The sequence below is a fragment of the Pseudomonas sp. RP-B7 genome, from assembly GCF_059803535.1.
In genome coordinates, this window is record NZ_JAPFHC010000001.1 from 144313 (window position 1) to 160017 (window position 15705).

General features: G+C 59.9%; 17 protein-coding genes. 16 read left to right on the forward strand and 1 reads right to left on the reverse strand.

Features of this window, described 5'->3' with window-relative positions:
* The first annotated feature begins 7 nt into the window (after positions 1-7).
* From OPU96_RS00675 to OPU96_RS00715, 9 genes are all read left to right on the forward strand, one after another.
* Positions 8-877 carry an ABC transporter permease subunit gene (locus OPU96_RS00675; protein ID WP_267863924.1) on the forward strand — a complete coding sequence of 290 codons (870 nt, stop codon included), beginning with the start codon at positions 8-10 and terminating at the stop codon, positions 875-877.
* Entirely contained in the window at positions 877-1902 is a 1026-nt protein-coding gene (locus OPU96_RS00680; RefSeq protein WP_498558483.1) for an ABC transporter permease subunit, read from the forward strand. Before OPU96_RS00675 ends, OPU96_RS00680 begins: the two co-directional genes overlap by 1 nt.
* A complete protein-coding gene (locus tag OPU96_RS00685; protein WP_267863922.1) occupies positions 1899-2642 on the forward strand; it encodes an ATP-binding cassette domain-containing protein in 744 nt (247 codons plus the stop codon). The genes OPU96_RS00680 and OPU96_RS00685 overlap by 4 nt, the downstream gene beginning before the upstream one ends.
* On the forward strand, positions 2635-3339 hold the full coding sequence (locus OPU96_RS00690) for an ABC transporter ATP-binding protein (RefSeq protein ID WP_267863921.1): 705 nt from the start codon (positions 2635-2637) through the stop codon (positions 3337-3339). The genes OPU96_RS00685 and OPU96_RS00690 overlap by 8 nt, the downstream gene beginning before the upstream one ends.
* 10 nt (positions 3340-3349) lie before the next feature.
* A complete protein-coding gene (locus tag OPU96_RS00695; protein WP_498558484.1) occupies positions 3350-4864 on the forward strand; it encodes an amidase in 1515 nt (504 codons plus the stop codon).
* Positions 4861-5985 (forward strand): transporter substrate-binding domain-containing protein, encoded by a 1125-nt coding sequence (locus OPU96_RS00700; RefSeq protein ID WP_498558485.1) that lies wholly within the window; start codon positions 4861-4863, stop codon positions 5983-5985. The genes OPU96_RS00695 and OPU96_RS00700 overlap by 4 nt, the downstream gene beginning before the upstream one ends.
* 16 nt (positions 5986-6001) lie before the next feature.
* Complete coding sequence (locus OPU96_RS00705; RefSeq protein WP_267863918.1) at positions 6002-6604, forward strand: ANTAR domain-containing response regulator; 603 nt, start codon at positions 6002-6004, stop codon at positions 6602-6604.
* A gap of 37 nt (positions 6605-6641) precedes the next feature.
* The gene (locus OPU96_RS00710) at positions 6642-7793 is read left to right on the forward strand and encodes an iron-containing alcohol dehydrogenase (protein ID WP_267863917.1); all 1152 of its coding nucleotides are present in this window, start codon (positions 6642-6644) and stop codon (positions 7791-7793) included.
* A gap of 608 nt (positions 7794-8401) precedes the next feature.
* Positions 8402-10369, forward strand: a complete 1968-nt coding sequence (locus OPU96_RS00715; protein WP_498558486.1) for a DNA topoisomerase III — start codon at positions 8402-8404, stop codon at positions 10367-10369.
* Positions 10370-10408: 39 nt separating this feature from the next.
* On the opposite strand, the gene OPU96_RS00720 is transcribed toward OPU96_RS00715, so the two are convergent.
* On the reverse strand, positions 10409-10666 hold the full coding sequence (locus OPU96_RS00720; protein ID WP_267863915.1) for a hypothetical protein: 258 nt from the start codon (positions 10664-10666) through the stop codon (positions 10409-10411).
* Between the two features lie 209 nt (positions 10667-10875).
* Between OPU96_RS00720 and OPU96_RS00725 the strand changes: the two genes are divergently transcribed.
* The 7 genes from OPU96_RS00725 to OPU96_RS00755 all read left to right on the forward strand — a co-directional run bounded on the left by OPU96_RS00725 (position 10876) and on the right by OPU96_RS00755 (position 15703).
* Entirely contained in the window at positions 10876-11217 is a 342-nt protein-coding gene (locus OPU96_RS00725) for a helix-turn-helix domain-containing protein (RefSeq protein WP_213634119.1), read from the forward strand.
* A gap of 868 nt (positions 11218-12085) precedes the next feature.
* The gene (locus OPU96_RS00730; protein ID WP_267863914.1) at positions 12086-12667 is read left to right on the forward strand and encodes an STY4534 family ICE replication protein; all 582 of its coding nucleotides are present in this window, start codon (positions 12086-12088) and stop codon (positions 12665-12667) included.
* 70 nt (positions 12668-12737) lie between these two features.
* Positions 12738-12995, forward strand: coding sequence for a hypothetical protein (locus OPU96_RS00735; RefSeq protein WP_498558487.1), 258 nt, complete (start codon positions 12738-12740; stop codon positions 12993-12995).
* A 99-nt stretch (positions 12996-13094) separates the two neighbouring features.
* The gene (gene radC, locus OPU96_RS00740) at positions 13095-13589 is read left to right on the forward strand and encodes a RadC family protein (RefSeq protein WP_267863912.1); all 495 of its coding nucleotides are present in this window, start codon (positions 13095-13097) and stop codon (positions 13587-13589) included.
* A gap of 49 nt (positions 13590-13638) precedes the next feature.
* Positions 13639-14403 carry a DUF5983 family protein gene (locus OPU96_RS00745; RefSeq protein ID WP_267863911.1) on the forward strand — a complete coding sequence of 255 codons (765 nt, stop codon included), beginning with the start codon at positions 13639-13641 and terminating at the stop codon, positions 14401-14403.
* A gap of 89 nt (positions 14404-14492) precedes the next feature.
* Complete coding sequence (pilL2, locus tag OPU96_RS00750) at positions 14493-15035, forward strand: PFGI-1 class ICE element type IV pilus protein PilL2 (protein ID WP_267863910.1); 543 nt, start codon at positions 14493-14495, stop codon at positions 15033-15035.
* Positions 15032-15703, forward strand: coding sequence for a chemotaxis protein (locus tag OPU96_RS00755; protein ID WP_267863909.1), 672 nt, complete (start codon positions 15032-15034; stop codon positions 15701-15703). The genes pilL2 and OPU96_RS00755 overlap by 4 nt, the downstream gene beginning before the upstream one ends.
* The last annotated feature ends 2 nt before the right edge of the window (positions 15704-15705 follow it).

Consider the following 15705-nt stretch of genomic DNA (forward strand, 5'->3'; position numbering starts at 1 on the left):
GGCGGACATGGATTGGGCTGCCATTTTCTCCCTGCAGATCGTCAGTGCGATCGCCACGCTGGTGCTGTTGAGCATCGGTCTAGCGGTGGTGTTCGGGATGATGAAAATCATCAATCTGGCTCACGGCGAATTCATGATGCTGGGCGGTTACGTCGCCGTGCTTGCCACCCATAATCTGCATGTGCCGATCTGGATCTCGATCCTGGTGCTGGCGCCGCTGAGCGTTGGGCTATTCGGCATGCTGGTGGAGCGTCTGCTGGTACGGCACCTGTATGGCCGCATGGTTGACACCATGCTTGCGACCTGGGGGCTGAGCCTGGCGCTGACCGGCACCGCCACCATGTTGTTCGGCAACACCACGGTGGGCATCAGTTCGCCGCTGCCGGGCATCTCCATTGGTGCTTATCAAACCAGCGGCTACGGGTTGTTTGTCATTGCCGTGGCGGTCGTGGTGCTGCTGGGCATGTGGGCATTGCTGCGCTTCACCCATTTTGGCCTGTGCGCACGCGCCACCATGCAGAACGCCAAAATGGCTGCCGCGCTGGGCGCAAATCCCGGGCGCATCTACAGCCTGACGTTTGGCCTGGGTGCAGCGCTGGCGGGTCTGGGCGGCGCAGTGCTGGCACCGTTGACCGGTGTGATTCCTACTCTGGGCGCCAGCTACATCGCCAAAGCGTTCATCACGGTGATCGGCGGTGGCAGTGCAGTGATTACCGGCACCCTCACAGCAGCCAGTGGCTTTGGCTTGATCAGCCAGGTGGTGACCTTTTTCAGCACACCGGTCTTTGGTGAAGTGGCGTTGCTGTTGGCGGCCATTGTGCTGATTCGAGTACTGCCTCAGGGCATTACCGGTCGATTCTTTCGGAGGGCGTTCTGATGCCTGTTGATACCCGTACGCTATTGCCCGTGCTCGGCTGCGTCATGGCGGCCGTGCTGGTGGCAGTCCTACCGCAGTGGCTGGACCTGTTTACCCTCCTGTCGCTGACCATCTACCTGGTCATGGCGCTGCTGGCCCTGAGCCTGGCGTTCATCTGGGGCTTTGGCGGCATTCTGTGCTTTGGCCAGGCCGCGTTCTTCGGCCTGGGCGCTTACGCCTACGCCATCGGTGTGCTGAATATCGGCGACAGCACCTGGCCGGTAGTGCTGGCCATCGCAGTACCGGCGCTGGTCGCCGCCGCCATGGGTTACTTCATGTTCTACGGCGGCATCAGCGATGTGTACCTGGGCGTGATCACCCTTGCAGTCACCTTGATTCTGTTCAACGTGATGAACTCCACGTCTGGCTCCGAATACCAAATCGGCAGCGCATTGCTGGGCGGGTTCAACGGCATTCCGGCGATTCCCACGCTCAACGTACCGTTCAATCCGGATCATGTGCTGGAGCCTGAAACCCTGTTCCAGGTGATCGGCGCCACGCTGATTCTGTGTTACCTGGGCCTGTGCGGCCTGCTGGCCAGCCGATTTGGCAAAGTGGTCGTGGCGATTCGCGAGAACGAGCAGCGCGCCGGGTTGCTGGGCTATGACACGCGCCTGCACAAGTTGATCGTGTTCAGCCTGGGTGGCGGAATCGCCGGCTTGGCCGGTTGCCTGTTCGCCAACTGGGGCGCGTTTGTAAGCCCAGGGGTGTTCGGCCTGGCGCAATCGGCGCAGATCATCATCTGGGTCATTGTCGGTGGGCGTGGCACCTTGTTCGGGCCGATCCTGGCGTGCGTTGGCATTCAGGCGCTTATGGCGCGCCTGGGTGAACAGCAGCACGTGGACAGCGGCTTTGTTCTGGGCCTGATCCTGCTGACGTTCGTGATGCTATTGCCGCGTGGCTTGCTGCCCGCACTGAGCACCCTGGCGACGCGTGTCGTGAAACGTCGCCCCCAAGCGACCCCGGCACAGGAGCGCGCCCTATGAGCCAGCTCGAAAGCCCCATGAACCTGCTCGAAACTCAGGGCCTGGGCGTCAGCTTCGGCGGCGTGCACGCAGTCAAGGCGGTCGATTTCACCCTGCAAAGCGGTGAATTGCGCTGCCTAATTGGCCCCAATGGCGCTGGCAAAAGCACCTTTTTCAAAATGCTCAGCGGCCAGCTCAAACCCACGCGCGGCCTGTGCCACTTCAAAGGCCAGCGCATTTCCGGGCTGGCGCCTCATCAGGTGGCGCGACTGGGGATTGGCATCAAGACACAGGCGCCCAGCGTATTTGACGGCCTGGACGTGCTGGAAAACCTGCGCCTGGCTGCCAGTCGCCTGCAGGCCCCCGGCGAAGCCCGCGACACCGCCGAGCAGACGCTGGAACGCATCGGCCTGACTGAACTGCGCTCACGGCCTGTCGGCGACCTCGCCCATGGCCAGCGCCAATGGGTCGAGCTGGGCATGATCCTCGCGTCGCGCCCGACCCTGGTACTGCTGGACGAACCCGCCGCAGGCATGACTTACCAGGAAGTTCGCAAGACCGCTGCCCTGATCAAAGAAATCAATGCCCACAGCACCGTGGTGGTGGTCGAGCACGATATGGAGTTCATCCGCCTGATTGCCGGCACCGTCACCGTCTTCAACCAAGGCGCGGTCCTGGCGCAGGGCAGCTTTGCCCAGGTGACCCAGGATCCGGCCGTACGTGAGGCCTATCTGGGCAAGCAGGAGATCAAACATGCTTGACGTCATCGGTTTATCTGCCGGTTATGGCCGCATTCCCGTGCTACGCGACATCCACCTCAACAGCGCCGCGAATACTTGCGTGGGCGTGCTGGGCCGTAACGGCATGGGCAAGACCACGCTGTTGCGTGCGCTGATGGGCGAGTTACCGGCGATGGCGGGCAGCCTGCATTTTGCCGGCCAGGATCTGAGCACCGCTGCAGCGCACCAAAGGGCCCGCGCCGGTATCGGTTACGTGCCCCAGGGCCGACAGATCTTTCCGTACCTGAGCGTGCGGGAGAACTTGCGCATGGGCTGCGTCAAGGACTTCGCCTCGGCAGACGACACCATCGAACGCATCCTCGCGTACTTCCCGCGCCTGCAACGCCTGCTCGACCAACCCGGCGGCGCGTTGTCCGGCGGTGAGCAACAGTTGCTGGCCCTGGCTCGCTGCCTGTGCGGGTCCCCGAAAATCATTCTGCTGGACGAGCCCACCGAAGGCATCCAGCCCTCCATTTGTGACGAAATCATTGAAACCCTGCAGCGCCTGCGCGTGGAACAGAACCTGGCGGTGATCCTGGTGGAGCAGGACATCGAGTTTCTCAGCGCCTTGTCCGATCGCATCCTGATCATCGAGAACGGCCAACTGGTGGACGAGGTCGACCCGGCCCACACCAGTGCCGAGGCCATCGCCGAGCGCTTCATGGGCTTTCATTCATAAGGAATCTGTCATGTCTATTCAACGCCCTACCCCGGCTGATCTCGCTGAGGTCGGCCACCGCCTTGGCCTGGAAGTGGCAGCGCCGCTGCTGGACGAATACGCCCACATTCTCGAGGCCGTCTGGCAGGACTACGACCGCCTGGACGAGATCGCCAGCGCACCAGCAGCACCGCGCTATCCAAGGGACGCCGGTCGGCCCCCCGAAGACAACCCCTACAACGCCTGGTACGTACGCACCGACATTCAGGGTGCCGCGACCGGCAAGCTGGCAGGCAAGCGTGTGGCCCTCAAGGACAACATCTGCCTGGCGGGCGTGCCGATGATGAACGGCGCATCGACGCTGCACGGTTATGTACCGGACATTGACGCCACCGTCGCGACCCGGGTGCTGGATGCCGCAGGACAGATTCTCGGCAAGGCCCATTGCGAGTTTTTCTGCGTGTCGGGCAGCAGCCACACCAACGCCACGGGCGCGGTGCACAACCCGCGTAATCCGGGGCACTCCACCGGCGGGTCGTCCTCGGGCTGCGCAGCGTTGATCGCCGCTGGCGAAGTGGACCTGGGTATCGGAACCGACCAGGGAGGCTCGGTCCGCATCCCGGCCGCCTACTCCGGCATCTACGGCATGAAGCCAACCCATGGGTTGATTCCCTATACCGGCATCATGCCCATCGAAATGACCCTGGATCACGCCGGGATCATGAGCGCCAACCTGGCCGACAACGCGTTATTGCTGGAGGTGCTGGCGGGCGCCGATGGCCTGGACCCGCGCCAGGACCGGGTCGTGCCCACTCAGGCTTACACCCAGGCCCTAGGCAAAGGCTGCGCGGGCCTGCGCATCGGCGTGGTGAGTGAAGGGTTCGGGCATGCCAACTCCGAGGCGGATGTCGATGCGGCAGTGCGGCGCGCGGCGGCATTGTTCGAAGGCCTCGGGGCTACGGTCGAGGACATCTCCATCCCGCTGCACGCCCTGGGCCATGCGATCTGGACCCCCATCGCGGTGGAAGGCACCACCCAGTTGCTGCGCGGCTACAATTACGGCTCGAACTGGAAAGGCCTGTACGTGGAAAGCCTGATGAGCGCCCAGCAGGACTGGCAAAGCAAGGCCGGGGCATTCCCCCATGACCTGAAAACCTGCCTGTTGGCCGGGGCTTACGCTTACCAGCGCTTCGGTGGGCAGTATTACGCCAAGGCCCAGAACGCGGCGCGGCAGTTGCGTGCAGCCTATGATCAACAGCTGCAGGATTTTGATGTGCTGTTGATGCCCACCGTCCCGCTCAAGGCGCCTATTCTGCCTGCCGCGAATGCTTCGGCCAGCGAGTGGGTGCAACGGGCCCTGGAAATGAACGCCAATACCGCGCCGTTCGATGTGACTGGCCACCCGGCCCTGTCGATTCCCTGCGGACTCGCGGCAGGCCTGCCGGTGGGCATGATGCTGGTGGCACGGGATTACGATGAGGCCACGCTGTACCAGGCCGGGCACGCGTTTGAACAACATATCGACTGGGAAAGCCTGATTTCATGAGCATCTCTGACTACAAAGTCGGCCTGCTGTTTTCCGAGAACAGCCTTACCGCTGCCTCGGAAACCACCCAGGCCAATGCCACGCACCTGGCGATCGCCGAAATCAACGACGCCGGTGGTATCCATGGACAGCTGCTGGTGCCGGTGGATGGCCACCCTGGCGCCGAGCCTGCGGACTATCGCGACAGTGCCGTGCGCCTGTGTGACGAACACCAGGTGCAAGTGCTGTTCGGCACGCACATGTCGAGCACCCGCAAAGAGGTGCTGCCGGTTGTGGAAAGCCGCCGCCGACTGCTGTTCTATCCCACGCTTTATGAAGGCTTTGAGTATTCACCCTGGTGTTACTACACCGGCTCCGCGCCGAACCAGAACTCGGTGCAACTGGCGCGTTACGTGCTGGAGCATTTCGGCAACCGGGTGCTGTTCGTTGGCGGCTCCTACGTCTACCCGTTCGAGTCCAACCGCATCATGCGCGAGCTGTTCGAGCAGGCGGGCGGCGAGGTGGTGCACGAGATCTACGTGCCTTTCCACGCCACCGCCGAAGACTTCGAGCGGGTGATGCAACGGGCCCAGGCCACGGCGCCGGATGCGATCTACTCGACCATCGTGGGCTGTGACATTCCGGCCCTCCACCGCGCCTATCGGCAGGCGGGGCTCGACCCGTCGCGCATGCCTATCGTCAGCCTTGCCACCAACGAAGTCGACGTGTTGCAGATGAGCGACGAGGAAGCCGAAGGGCATGTTTCGGCGGCGCCGTGGTTCTCAACCCTGGCGACGCCCGCCAGCCAGGCCTTCGTCTCCCGCTACCGCGCACGCTTTGGCGAAGCAGCGCCATTGACGGCAGGCGCCGAGGCGGCATATTTCCAGGTGCACCTGTTCGCCGAAGCGGCTCGGCGCGCGGAGGGCTCCTCCATCGAAGCACTGCGCAAGGCGTTGGCGGGCGCGCAATTCGACGCTCCCCAGGGTCGCGTGCAGATCGACCCGGACACCCAGCACACCTGGCTGTGGCCAAGGATTGCCCGCCTCGACCACCAGCGTCAGTTCAAGCTGGTGGTACAAAGCGAGCAGCCGGTGAAACCCAGCCCCTACATGGTCGACTACCAGTTGGACGTGCAGCCATGAACGACGGGAGTGCGAGATGACCCAGGCACCTTCGCTACTGCGCGAACTCATGGGCCTGCGCGTGCTGGTGATTCATCCGGTAGACGCCGAGGCCCGCGTGGTGCTGGACCAGTTGCAGCGTATCGGCTGCATCGTCGAGCAATGCTGGCCGGTGCCCGCGCACTTGCCAGAACACACCGACGTGGTGCTGCTCGCCGTAGAACTGAGCCAGCGCCTGAACACCCAGGCGCTGATGGGAGGGTTGAGCGAGCAGGCGCCACCGATCATTGCGGTAGTGGGCTACGAAAACCCGTCGATGCTGCAACTGGTGTTGGAAACCCAGCCCGCTGCCGTCATCGAACGCCCGCTAAGACCCTTCGGCCTGCTGACCCAGCTGTTGATGGCCCGCGCAGCCTGGCGTGCACGCATCGACATGCTGGCGCAGTTGCGCAAATTGCAGACTCGCCAACCGGCGGTGTCGAAAATTTCCATGGCCAAGGCCCTGCTCATGGCCCGCCATCGAATCGGTGAAAACGACGCTCACCGGCGCCTGCAACGAGACGCCATGGCCAGCCGCACCAGCATGGAAGCGGTGGCCCAGGTGATCATCGACGCCGGTCTGCCCCCTCAACCCGAATAAGCACGTCAGTGCATCCAAGAATATGTAGAGGTGACTCATGCAAGCTTTTAACTTCAGCACCACCGCCCACCTGATCTGCGCCACGGGCGCCGCCGCCCAGCTGGCAGAACATTGCGCGGCCCGGGGTGCTCGTAATGTGTTGCTGGTTACGGACGCCGGGATCCTGCGCCACAACCTGCTGGAGTCGGTGTTGCCCGGCTTTGCCGCTGCGGGGATCACCTTGCAGGTGTACAGCGACGTACTCGCCGACCCGGCCGAAGAACTGGTTTTGGCCGCTACTGAACAGGCGCGGGCAATGGGCGCTGATCTGATCGTCGGCTTCGGCGGCGGCAGCTCCATGGACACCGCCAAGCTGGTCGCCTACCTCGCCCACCCTGCGCAACGCCAGGGGCTGAGCGACATTTATGGCGTCAACCAGGCCAGCGGCGCACGCCTGCCTTTGATCCAGGTGCCGACCACTGCTGGCACCGGGTCAGAAGTGACGCCGATCTCCATCGTCACCACCGCGACCGGTAAATCAGGCGTGGTCTCCCCGCAGCTGCTGCCGGACCTTGCGATACTCGACGCACAGCTCACGGTAGGCCTGCCGGGCCCGGTGACTGCCGCCACGGGTATCGACGCGATGGTGCATGCCATTGAGGCCTACACCAGCAAACTGCGTAAAAACCCGATCTCCGACCTGCTCGCCCGGGAAGCCTTGCGCCTGCTCAGCGCGAACATCGAGCGAGCGGTGCGTGAGCCGCAGAACCTTGAAGCGCGCCAGGCCATGCTGCTCGGCGCGTGCCTGGCCGGCCAGGCTTTCGCCAACGCCCCAGTGGCGGCGGTACACGCACTGGCTTACCCGCTGGGCATTACGTTTTACCTGCCCCACGGGCTGTCCAACGCACTGGTTCTCAACCCGGTGCTGACCTTCAACCTGTCCCACGCCCACGCGCTCTACGCCGAACTCGCGCCGTGCGTGCTGGGCGACCGTCTGAAGCCGGGGGATGGGGCCGCGCAACTGATTGAAGAACTGCTTCGGATCCATCAGGCCGTCGGGCTGCCTGTGCGCTTGCGCGACGCCGGAGTCACCCTGGAAAGCCTGCCGGAGCTGGCCCGCAGCGCGATGCAACAGCAGCGGCTGCTGGTCAATAATCCGCGCCCGGTGCTTGAGGAGGACGCGCTGGCGATTTATACCGCCGCATATTGATATAAGGGTGAACGCATTTCATTTACATACAAGTCGTAGCCGAGTGGGTTGCGGCCAAAGCAATAGTTGCTGGCACCATGCAAGTCTATGGCGCCGGCATCTCTCGCAACCGCTCCACTGCCGCATCTTAGAAAGCGTTTTGTGAGTACTGCGGAAGATTCAGCGGTGCGCCTAGAGCTAATCCGGCAGTGCCTCTACGACGTCGACGATGAAATGATACCAAGCGTCAATGCATTCTGCTGTCCGCTGTTTCGAGAAAACGACCTTATCGTCAGCACCATGGGTCCAAGCTCAGCCATGCCCCCCAATAGCCATACTCAAGGAAATTCAGGCAGGAAGCAGAAATAAGTAAACGGTTGAACACAATGACTTAGAACAAGGGGGTTCAATCACCGCTGCCAAACGTATCATCAGAGGGATGCTCGTCTATGGCCTCCGCGAAGACGGCTGACTGGAGAATGCTGTTTTTTCTTACTGATTGGTAGCCTGTCACATCACCCACTCTTGATATCCCTTCATAAATAGGAAGAACCCGCGATTCAGATTTCTCATTTCCCTAGTCTGCAGTTTCCAACAACGCTGCTCCGAACTCAACCCGGAGCAGTTCTATGCGTCTTTTTCTCTGCGAGAAACCCTCCCAAGGTCGTGACATCGCCAAGGTCCTCGAGGCCACACGACGTGGCGATGGCTGCCTGGTCGGAACCGAGACAACCGTCACCTGGTGTATCGGTCACCTGCTGGAAACGGCCCCACCTGAAGCCTATGGCGATCAGTACAAAACCTGGTCGTTGGATCATCTACCGATCATTCCCGCGCAGTGGAAGGTTGAGGTCAAACCCAAGACTGCCGCGCAGTTCAAAATCATCAAACAGCTGTTCAACGAAGCTACCACCGTAGTCATCGCCACCGACGCCGATCGCGAAGGTGAAATGATCGCCCGCGAGTTATTAGAGCTCTGCAACTATCGTGGTTCTGTTGAGCGCCTCTGGTTATCCGCACTCAACGAGGCGTCGATTCGCAAAGCACTCTCCTCGCTGAAGTCTAGTCAGGAGACCTTCCCGCTCTATCACTCAGCCCTCGCCCGCAGCCGCGCCGACTGGCTGATTGGTATGAACCTCAGTCGTTTGTTTACCCTCCTAGGACGGCGGGCGGGCTATGACGGCGTGCTGTCGGTTGGACGCGTCCAAACGCCCACTTTGCGCTTGGTGGTTGAACGAGACCGCGCGATTGCCAGCTTCGTCTCTGTGCCGTACTGGGTGGTGGATGTGCACCTGTCCTCAACGGGGCAACCCTTCATAGCGTCGTGGATACCGCCAACCTCAGGACGTGACGAAGCCGGTCGCTGCCTGCAGCAGGCGCTTGCCAGTCAGACCGCCCAAGCGATTTCTAGCAGCAAGACCGCCGCCGTAGTCTCGCTGCAGACTGAGCATTTGCGCGAAGCGCCACCCCTGCCCTTCGACCTGAGCACACTGCAAGAAGTCTGTTCACGCAAGTTGGGACTCGGCGCTCAGGAAACGCTGAACACCGCTCAAGCTTTGTATGAAACCCACAAAGCCACCAGCTATCCGCGCAGCGATTGCCGCTATTTGCCAGAGAGCATGTTCAACGAGGTAGCCGCGGTATTCGATGCCATGCTCAAAATGGATCCCGCGTTACGCCCAGCGCTCGCAAGCATCGATCGATCATTGCGCTCACGAGCATGGAACGATGCCAAGGTCACTGCGCACCACGCCATCATCCCCACCACCGAGCCGGCGAATCTTGAGCGCATGTCAGAACAAGAGCGCCAAGTCTACGAGTTGATTCGTAGCCACTACCTCGCGCAATTTCTGCCGCATCACGAGTTTGATCGAACCGAGGTTGAACTGGAGTGTGGCGCCGAATGTTTGACTGCAGTTGGCAAACAGATCCTCGTCCAAGGCTGGAAAGGCTTACTCTCCGACAACCCCGAAGACGATGAGTCCAGACAAAAGTCCCAGGTGTTGCCTGCCTTACAACAGGGCGCGCAGTGCGCAGTGGACGACGTCGAACTCAAGTCCATGCGCACCGCTGCACCCAAACCGCTCACCGAGGGCGATCTGATCAAGGCGATGAAAAATGTGGCCAAGCTGGTCAACGACCCGCGCCTTAAACAGAAACTTCGGGACACCACTGGAATCGGTACCGAAGCCACACGAGCCGGCATCATCAAAGGGTTGATTGATCGCGGTTACTTGCTGAAGAAAAAACGTGCCTTAATGGCCTCCGCTGCGGCCCATACCCTGATCGAAGCGGTGCCCGCTGCAGTCGCGGATCCGGGTATGACAGCGATCTGGGAGCAAGCTCTGGATGAAATCGAAGCGGGACGTCTGACCTTGGATGCATTCGTCGCCAAGCAGGCGCATTGGATTACGCAGTTGATCGCAAACTGCGGAGCGCTCACCTTGTCGGTACCGGTCGAAGCCGGGCCTGTCTGCCCCATTTGCAACGCCTCAACGCTTAGGCGGAAGGGAAAATCAGGGTCGTTCTGGTCATGCTCCCACTACCCGGACTGCAAAGGCACCGTGCCGATCAATAAAGGTATACGTCGTCCATGAGGCACCATTTGGCGCTCACATGAACCTTGGGGGATGTCGTCAGTGCATCATCAACGGCGCCTGATCCTTCTCCAAGTCGTCTAGCGGTTGTCCGATTTCACGGGCCAAAGCGATGCCTGTCGCTATCCATATTTGCCCCAGTTCGTTGAACGCTTTCAGGTGAGCAGGATCCTCGTTGAGCCAATGAACAAGGCTGTCGAGATGTGCAGGATTATCAGGGCAATCATGGATCTTGATGAACAGCTCCAGCGTTCGATCCCAGATCAGATCCATGTCTTTCTCTCGCTGCTCATCCATGCTCAACCTTGCCTCCTTTTGGTCCTATCAGACCGCTCAGTCTCACTGGTCACTACGGGCTCTGATTCCTGGAGGAACACATGTCACGTCGCGACAAATAGCTATTTCAGTCAATATAACAACCCTACAAGTCGATACTCAACCGATAGGGATGTTCATGTCAATGGGTCTTTGCTCAACCATTCGGGTTGAATTGGAGAACTCATCACTTGGCACATAAACATCCAACCCAAGCCCAAATCGGACGCATGATCGCGAAGCACCGCACCCAGCGTAATCTGACCCAGGAAGAGGTGGCAGAACGCCTGGGTATTGGCAGCGAAGCCATTTCGCGCCTTGAGCGGGGTGTGGTGGAGCTCTCCGTGGTCAAGCTGATGCAGTTAGCAGATATTTTCGACTGTCGAATGGATGAGCTGCTGACGGAGTCGAGCAATCGCCCCAACGACCAGGGCCAAATGATCGCGGGCCTGCTGAGCGGTCTTCAAGAACGCGACCGTGCCTTTATCCTGACGACCGTCGAACAGCTGGCCGCTCATCTCAGTAGCAAATAACCTCTTCGCTCACAGGCTTGACGTCGTCCCGCCCCCTCTGCTGTAGTGCTGCAGGATCATCGCTTACGGCGACCCAAGATCGATTCGCTCCGGGTAGCTCGGTCGGACTCCCTGAGTTCGGAGCCTTCTCTTCTGCGGAATTTCATTCCCGCTTTGTGCTCGACCGGATCAATGTGGCGGATGACCACTGTCGCCTCTGCCAGGCAGCAGCGGTCATCCGCTACGGCGATCGCATTCAGTCCCGGAGCCCGCCGGGGAAACACTGGGCACCCTTTGTGCGCGGATGCGTGCCAGCGTATTCCGACCCAGGCCACGATAAGGGTCGGTTGGCGAATCATGGCGCAGTTAAATCAAGTTTTGCGAGGAGCTTGTCGACTGCGTCAGACCGCCTAAGGTGGCTTTTCTATTCCTCGCCTGGAACCCCGCCAGGCCTACTCTTCACTTTCTTCCGTCCAGTGATTGCCACTAAATTCCGGCCTAAAAAAATCAGCTTACGGCGTCTTGACGCTCCCCTGTGACAGGCTTATACAAAGGGCGTGGTTCGCTGTCGTTGACAGCCCAGCCCAGGTAGCTTGAACCTTCAAGGCTACGCCACGGTTGTGGTGGTTTACCCAAGTGCGATCAGCATTCGGAGGCTCGCACGATTACCGCTTCAGCGGTGATGAATGCCCACTACCCTAGGTCCGCAGATATGCTGCGGATTTCTCCTCTGCTGCCCCCTATTCTCCAGGCGCATCGATCTGATGGTCATCGGCTTGCCGGTGACGAGTCGTTCATCGTTCGCCTTCACCTAACCCACCCTGACGGGGACTCACTTCCCCGTCAGGGGCTGTGCGTCGCCGTTTTCCCTTGAAACAGGAGAACCACCATGGCCCACACCAACCAATCCCAAGAAGCGAACACTTACTTCAATCTGCACACCGTCGGTATCGGCTACCTCAACCGTGTCCGCGAAGTACAAGTCCGCCGCGGCCAGCCGTTCATGGCCTGCGATATCGCCGCCCTGCACGGTGCCACCGATGCGGTCGAGTACACCCGCTTCGACTGCAAAGTCGCTGGGGGCGAAGCTGAACGCTTGATTCGTCTCTATATGGACGCCGTCAAAGCCGAGAAAAAGGTCTTGCTGTCGTTCCGTATCGGCGATCTGTGGATCGATCCATTTCTCTATGAGAAGGGCGATAAACAAGGCCAACCGGGCGCCAGCCTGAAAGGTCGTCTGCTGTACATCGACTGGATCAAGGTCAACGGCACGTTCGAATACAAAGCGCCTGCCAGGCAGGAGGCAACAGCACCTGCTGAGCAAGCGCCAAACAGTCAGCCATCCCCAACGTCGGCTGATATCGAAGCTGAGGATACCGACAACCCAACAAAGTCCAGGATTGAGCCTGAATCTGCACCCGCTCCCCGCACGGCCCGCCGTGTCGCTACACGTACTGTTCAGTCCGCCTGAACAATTCACGATGTTTACATCAAGGCGCTCAATCGAGCGCCTTTTCTTCAACCAGCACAGGAGAACCAACATGGAATCCTTCTGGCTTTGCGACGATTGCATGTTCGCTGCGGCTTACGAGGACTACAGCACGGTATCGCTCTACTACACGACGGATGAAATCGAGAAACGCATCGCCGGCCTCCATCGCGGGCTGGTTCGGCTAATGCCCATCAGTGCCGACTTCGACCCCGAAACTGGCCGTGGCATAAGAACCTTTTCCCCATTGCCCTGCGACGGTTGCGATTCACACCTGCACGGACAACGCCACCGATTCACACGGCTGTAAACAGCGCGTCATCGCGCAATGCCTGTGACTCTATATCCACCTCGGGGACACCACTCCCCTCGGGTGTGTACCCCCGGATTGTTCCCTTCGGAGGTCCCCATGAGCACCCAACTCACCCTGATTGAAACCTCGGATATCGAAGCTGATCGTATCGCCCAGGAAAACCAGCTGATCGACGAGGCGCTGCACATTCTGGATCGCCGGCTGTTCACCCGCGGCCCCGGCCTGACTTCACCTGACACCGTGGCCTCGTACCTAAAACTGCATATTGCGCCACAAGAGCATGAGGTTTTCGGTGTGATTTTTCTCGATGCCCGCCATCGCGTTCTGGCATTCGAAATCCTCTTTCACGGAAGCATCGATGGCGCCAGCGTTTATCCCCGCCAAGTCGTCAAGCGCTCCCTCGCACGTAACGCAGCTGCTGCCATTTTTGTTCATAACCACCCCTCGGGATGTACAGAACCCAGCCAGGCAGATCGCGTCTTGACCGCACGGTTGAAGGAGGCCTTGGCGTTGATCGAGGTTCACGTACTGGATCACTTCATCGTGGGGGAAGGTCGCCCACTTTCTCTTGCCGAATACGGTTGGCTTTAACCCTTACAGGCGCCTTCGGGCGCCTTTCATTTCCTTCTGGAGAAACCTCATGAACCCTTCACCCCAACCCCCAGGTCTGCTGGAAACCTCAAACCCATTTGCTCGTGGCTACGACAACTTGCATATCGAGCGACTGCTACTGATCACCTACGCAAACGACTGCCCTCCCTGCTTTCGCTCCGTACACGACGCACAATCCCATCTGCCTGACGATGCGTTAGAACTCTATCCCTGCGTGTTCAACGACGACTTCGCTCTGATCAGCGAAGGCCAGTGCATTCCAGATGAATTGAATGAACGCTTCCAGTCCACCGGGGTGGTGCGGCAAGTGATCTATGCCTTGACTGGCGAAATGCTCAACGAGCGACATCATGTCGGTGACCTGTACTCGCTGGAAGAAGCCCAAGCCATGGTCCATCGTTTGAGCTTCGAAACGGGCCACTACAGTCGAGCTTGGGAAATCAGTACCGTACACCTGACTGACGAAGCACTGCGCCACTTGGCAAGCCGGGTTGGCAATGTCGACTCCAAGCCAACTGGACTGCTGTTTGAACCCTTTGCCCTGCCAGACTGCAATGGCGTCGGGTGTAAGCTGATCGGCACGCCCTGGACCGACGATAACTTGGTGAAGATCGACGGCAACCCTTACTCTTCGCTGAGGCAAGAGCAGCTCGACGCCGGTACGCCAGAGGCCTTGGTCAACGTACTGTATCTGGCGGCATTAGCGGATGTGAGGTTGTTGATTTTCGACCCCGACGCTGCCGTCTTGGATGGGCTAGCCATTTATGACGAAATAGCAACGCGTTCAACTTAAACACGACCCGCCTTGAATCAACTTACTCACTGAATCGCTCCTTCACCTCATGTCAGGTTCTGCACTGAATCTGACATGAGGTTTTGTCCATGGAGCGTTTTTTCACGCCTGTCTGCCTGCTGGGTTTATTGAGTGCCTGCACGGCGCAGATCCCCACCCCATTGCCGACTAGTCCAGAGAATGCCGATGGTTCCAATCGGGCCCAGCTTTCGAGGAGTACAGCCGAAGAGAGTCGTCCGACAGAGCTCCGCTATGGCCGCTATGCGCTGGTCAGCACCGAGCCCACCACGGAACAACGTAATCTTCTCGCTCAAATCGTCGAAGTGAGCATTCCGTCCAACCTGAATCCTTCGGTACAGGAAGCGATGCACTATGTGCTGCAGCGCTCAGGTTATTCGCTCTGCCCTGCCGCCGAACAAGTAAAGATACTGTTTACCCGGCCACTGCCTGCCGCCCATTACCGGCTCGGCCCGATTTCATTAAGCAACGCTCTACAAGTACTGGCTGGCCCCGCCTGGCAACTCACGATCGATGAGGTCAGCCGTTCGGTCTGCTTCGAACGGCAAAAAAATGATGCTGCCGTCGTGCGGCTCGCACCCAGCGCGGCCCATCAGCCTGAGGCACGCCCATGAAAGCCACGACGTTTCAAACCCTCATTGTCGGCTCACTTTGCCTGGCGGTCTCCGGGCTGAGTGGTGGTTTGTATAACCAGAATCAACGCGTGATCGAGCTGGAAAATGCGAATGCCCAACACCTACAGACCCTGGATACCCTGCAACGTGATTCAAGCACCCTCTTGGATGCTCAGGAGAAGCTGCAGTACGCACTGAAAGACCTGAAGCAGATGGTCGATACCGGTGAGCAACAGGCCAATACCCTCGATCCGATGTTGGATCAATGGGCGCAAGAGATACAGGAGCTACGCGACGGTCTGGCAGACCGTGCCACCGAAGCCGACATGATCGCGCTACGCGCACGACTTGAGCACGTCGAGCAGCAACTCCTGGACCTCAAAAGCCAGCCACCACTCCCACCACCAACGCCTTCCTCGACCAAGCCGAAAAAAACCGCTCAGCCTAAGCCTGCCCCGCTCCTGCCGCCATTTTCAGTGTTGAGCGTCGAGTTCCGCGGTGGCGAGCGCTTTCTGGCGGTCGCACCTCCTGACAGTCGCTCGCTCAATGATATCCAGTTGCTGCACAACGGCGAGCAGTTTGGCACATGGCAACTGAAGGTGCTGGAGCCGAACGCGGCTATCTTCGCGGTGACCGCTCACCCAGACCAGACCGTGCACCTCCCTTGAGA

Bases quoted from the DNA above. Each gene is read 5' to 3' on its own strand.
- OPU96_RS00675 (WP_267863924.1), top strand. From the start codon at position 8: ATGGATTGGGCTGCCATTTTCTCCCTGCAGATCGTCAGTGCGATCGCC.
- OPU96_RS00680 (WP_498558483.1), top strand. From the start codon at position 877: ATGCCTGTTGATACCCGTACGCTATTGCCCGTGCTCGGCTGCGTCATG.
- OPU96_RS00685 (WP_267863922.1), top strand. From the start codon at position 1,899: ATGAGCCAGCTCGAAAGCCCCATGAACCTGCTCGAAACTCAGGGCCTG.
- OPU96_RS00690 (WP_267863921.1), top strand. From the start codon at position 2,635: ATGCTTGACGTCATCGGTTTATCTGCCGGTTATGGCCGCATTCCCGTG.
- OPU96_RS00695 (WP_498558484.1), top strand. From the start codon at position 3,350: ATGTCTATTCAACGCCCTACCCCGGCTGATCTCGCTGAGGTCGGCCAC.
- OPU96_RS00700 (WP_498558485.1), top strand. From the start codon at position 4,861: ATGAGCATCTCTGACTACAAAGTCGGCCTGCTGTTTTCCGAGAACAGC.
- OPU96_RS00705 (WP_267863918.1), top strand. From the start codon at position 6,002: ATGACCCAGGCACCTTCGCTACTGCGCGAACTCATGGGCCTGCGCGTG.
- OPU96_RS00710 (WP_267863917.1), top strand. From the start codon at position 6,642: ATGCAAGCTTTTAACTTCAGCACCACCGCCCACCTGATCTGCGCCACG.
- OPU96_RS00715 (WP_498558486.1), top strand. From the start codon at position 8,402: ATGCGTCTTTTTCTCTGCGAGAAACCCTCCCAAGGTCGTGACATCGCC.
- OPU96_RS00720 (WP_267863915.1), bottom strand. From the start codon at position 10,666: ATGGATGAGCAGCGAGAGAAAGACATGGATCTGATCTGGGATCGAACG.
- OPU96_RS00730 (WP_267863914.1), top strand. From the start codon at position 12,086: ATGGCCCACACCAACCAATCCCAAGAAGCGAACACTTACTTCAATCTG.
- OPU96_RS00735 (WP_498558487.1), top strand. From the start codon at position 12,738: ATGGAATCCTTCTGGCTTTGCGACGATTGCATGTTCGCTGCGGCTTAC.
- radC (WP_267863912.1), top strand. From the start codon at position 13,095: ATGAGCACCCAACTCACCCTGATTGAAACCTCGGATATCGAAGCTGAT.
- OPU96_RS00745 (WP_267863911.1), top strand. From the start codon at position 13,639: ATGAACCCTTCACCCCAACCCCCAGGTCTGCTGGAAACCTCAAACCCA.
- pilL2 (WP_267863910.1), top strand. From the start codon at position 14,493: ATGGAGCGTTTTTTCACGCCTGTCTGCCTGCTGGGTTTATTGAGTGCC.
- OPU96_RS00755 (WP_267863909.1), top strand. From the start codon at position 15,032: ATGAAAGCCACGACGTTTCAAACCCTCATTGTCGGCTCACTTTGCCTG.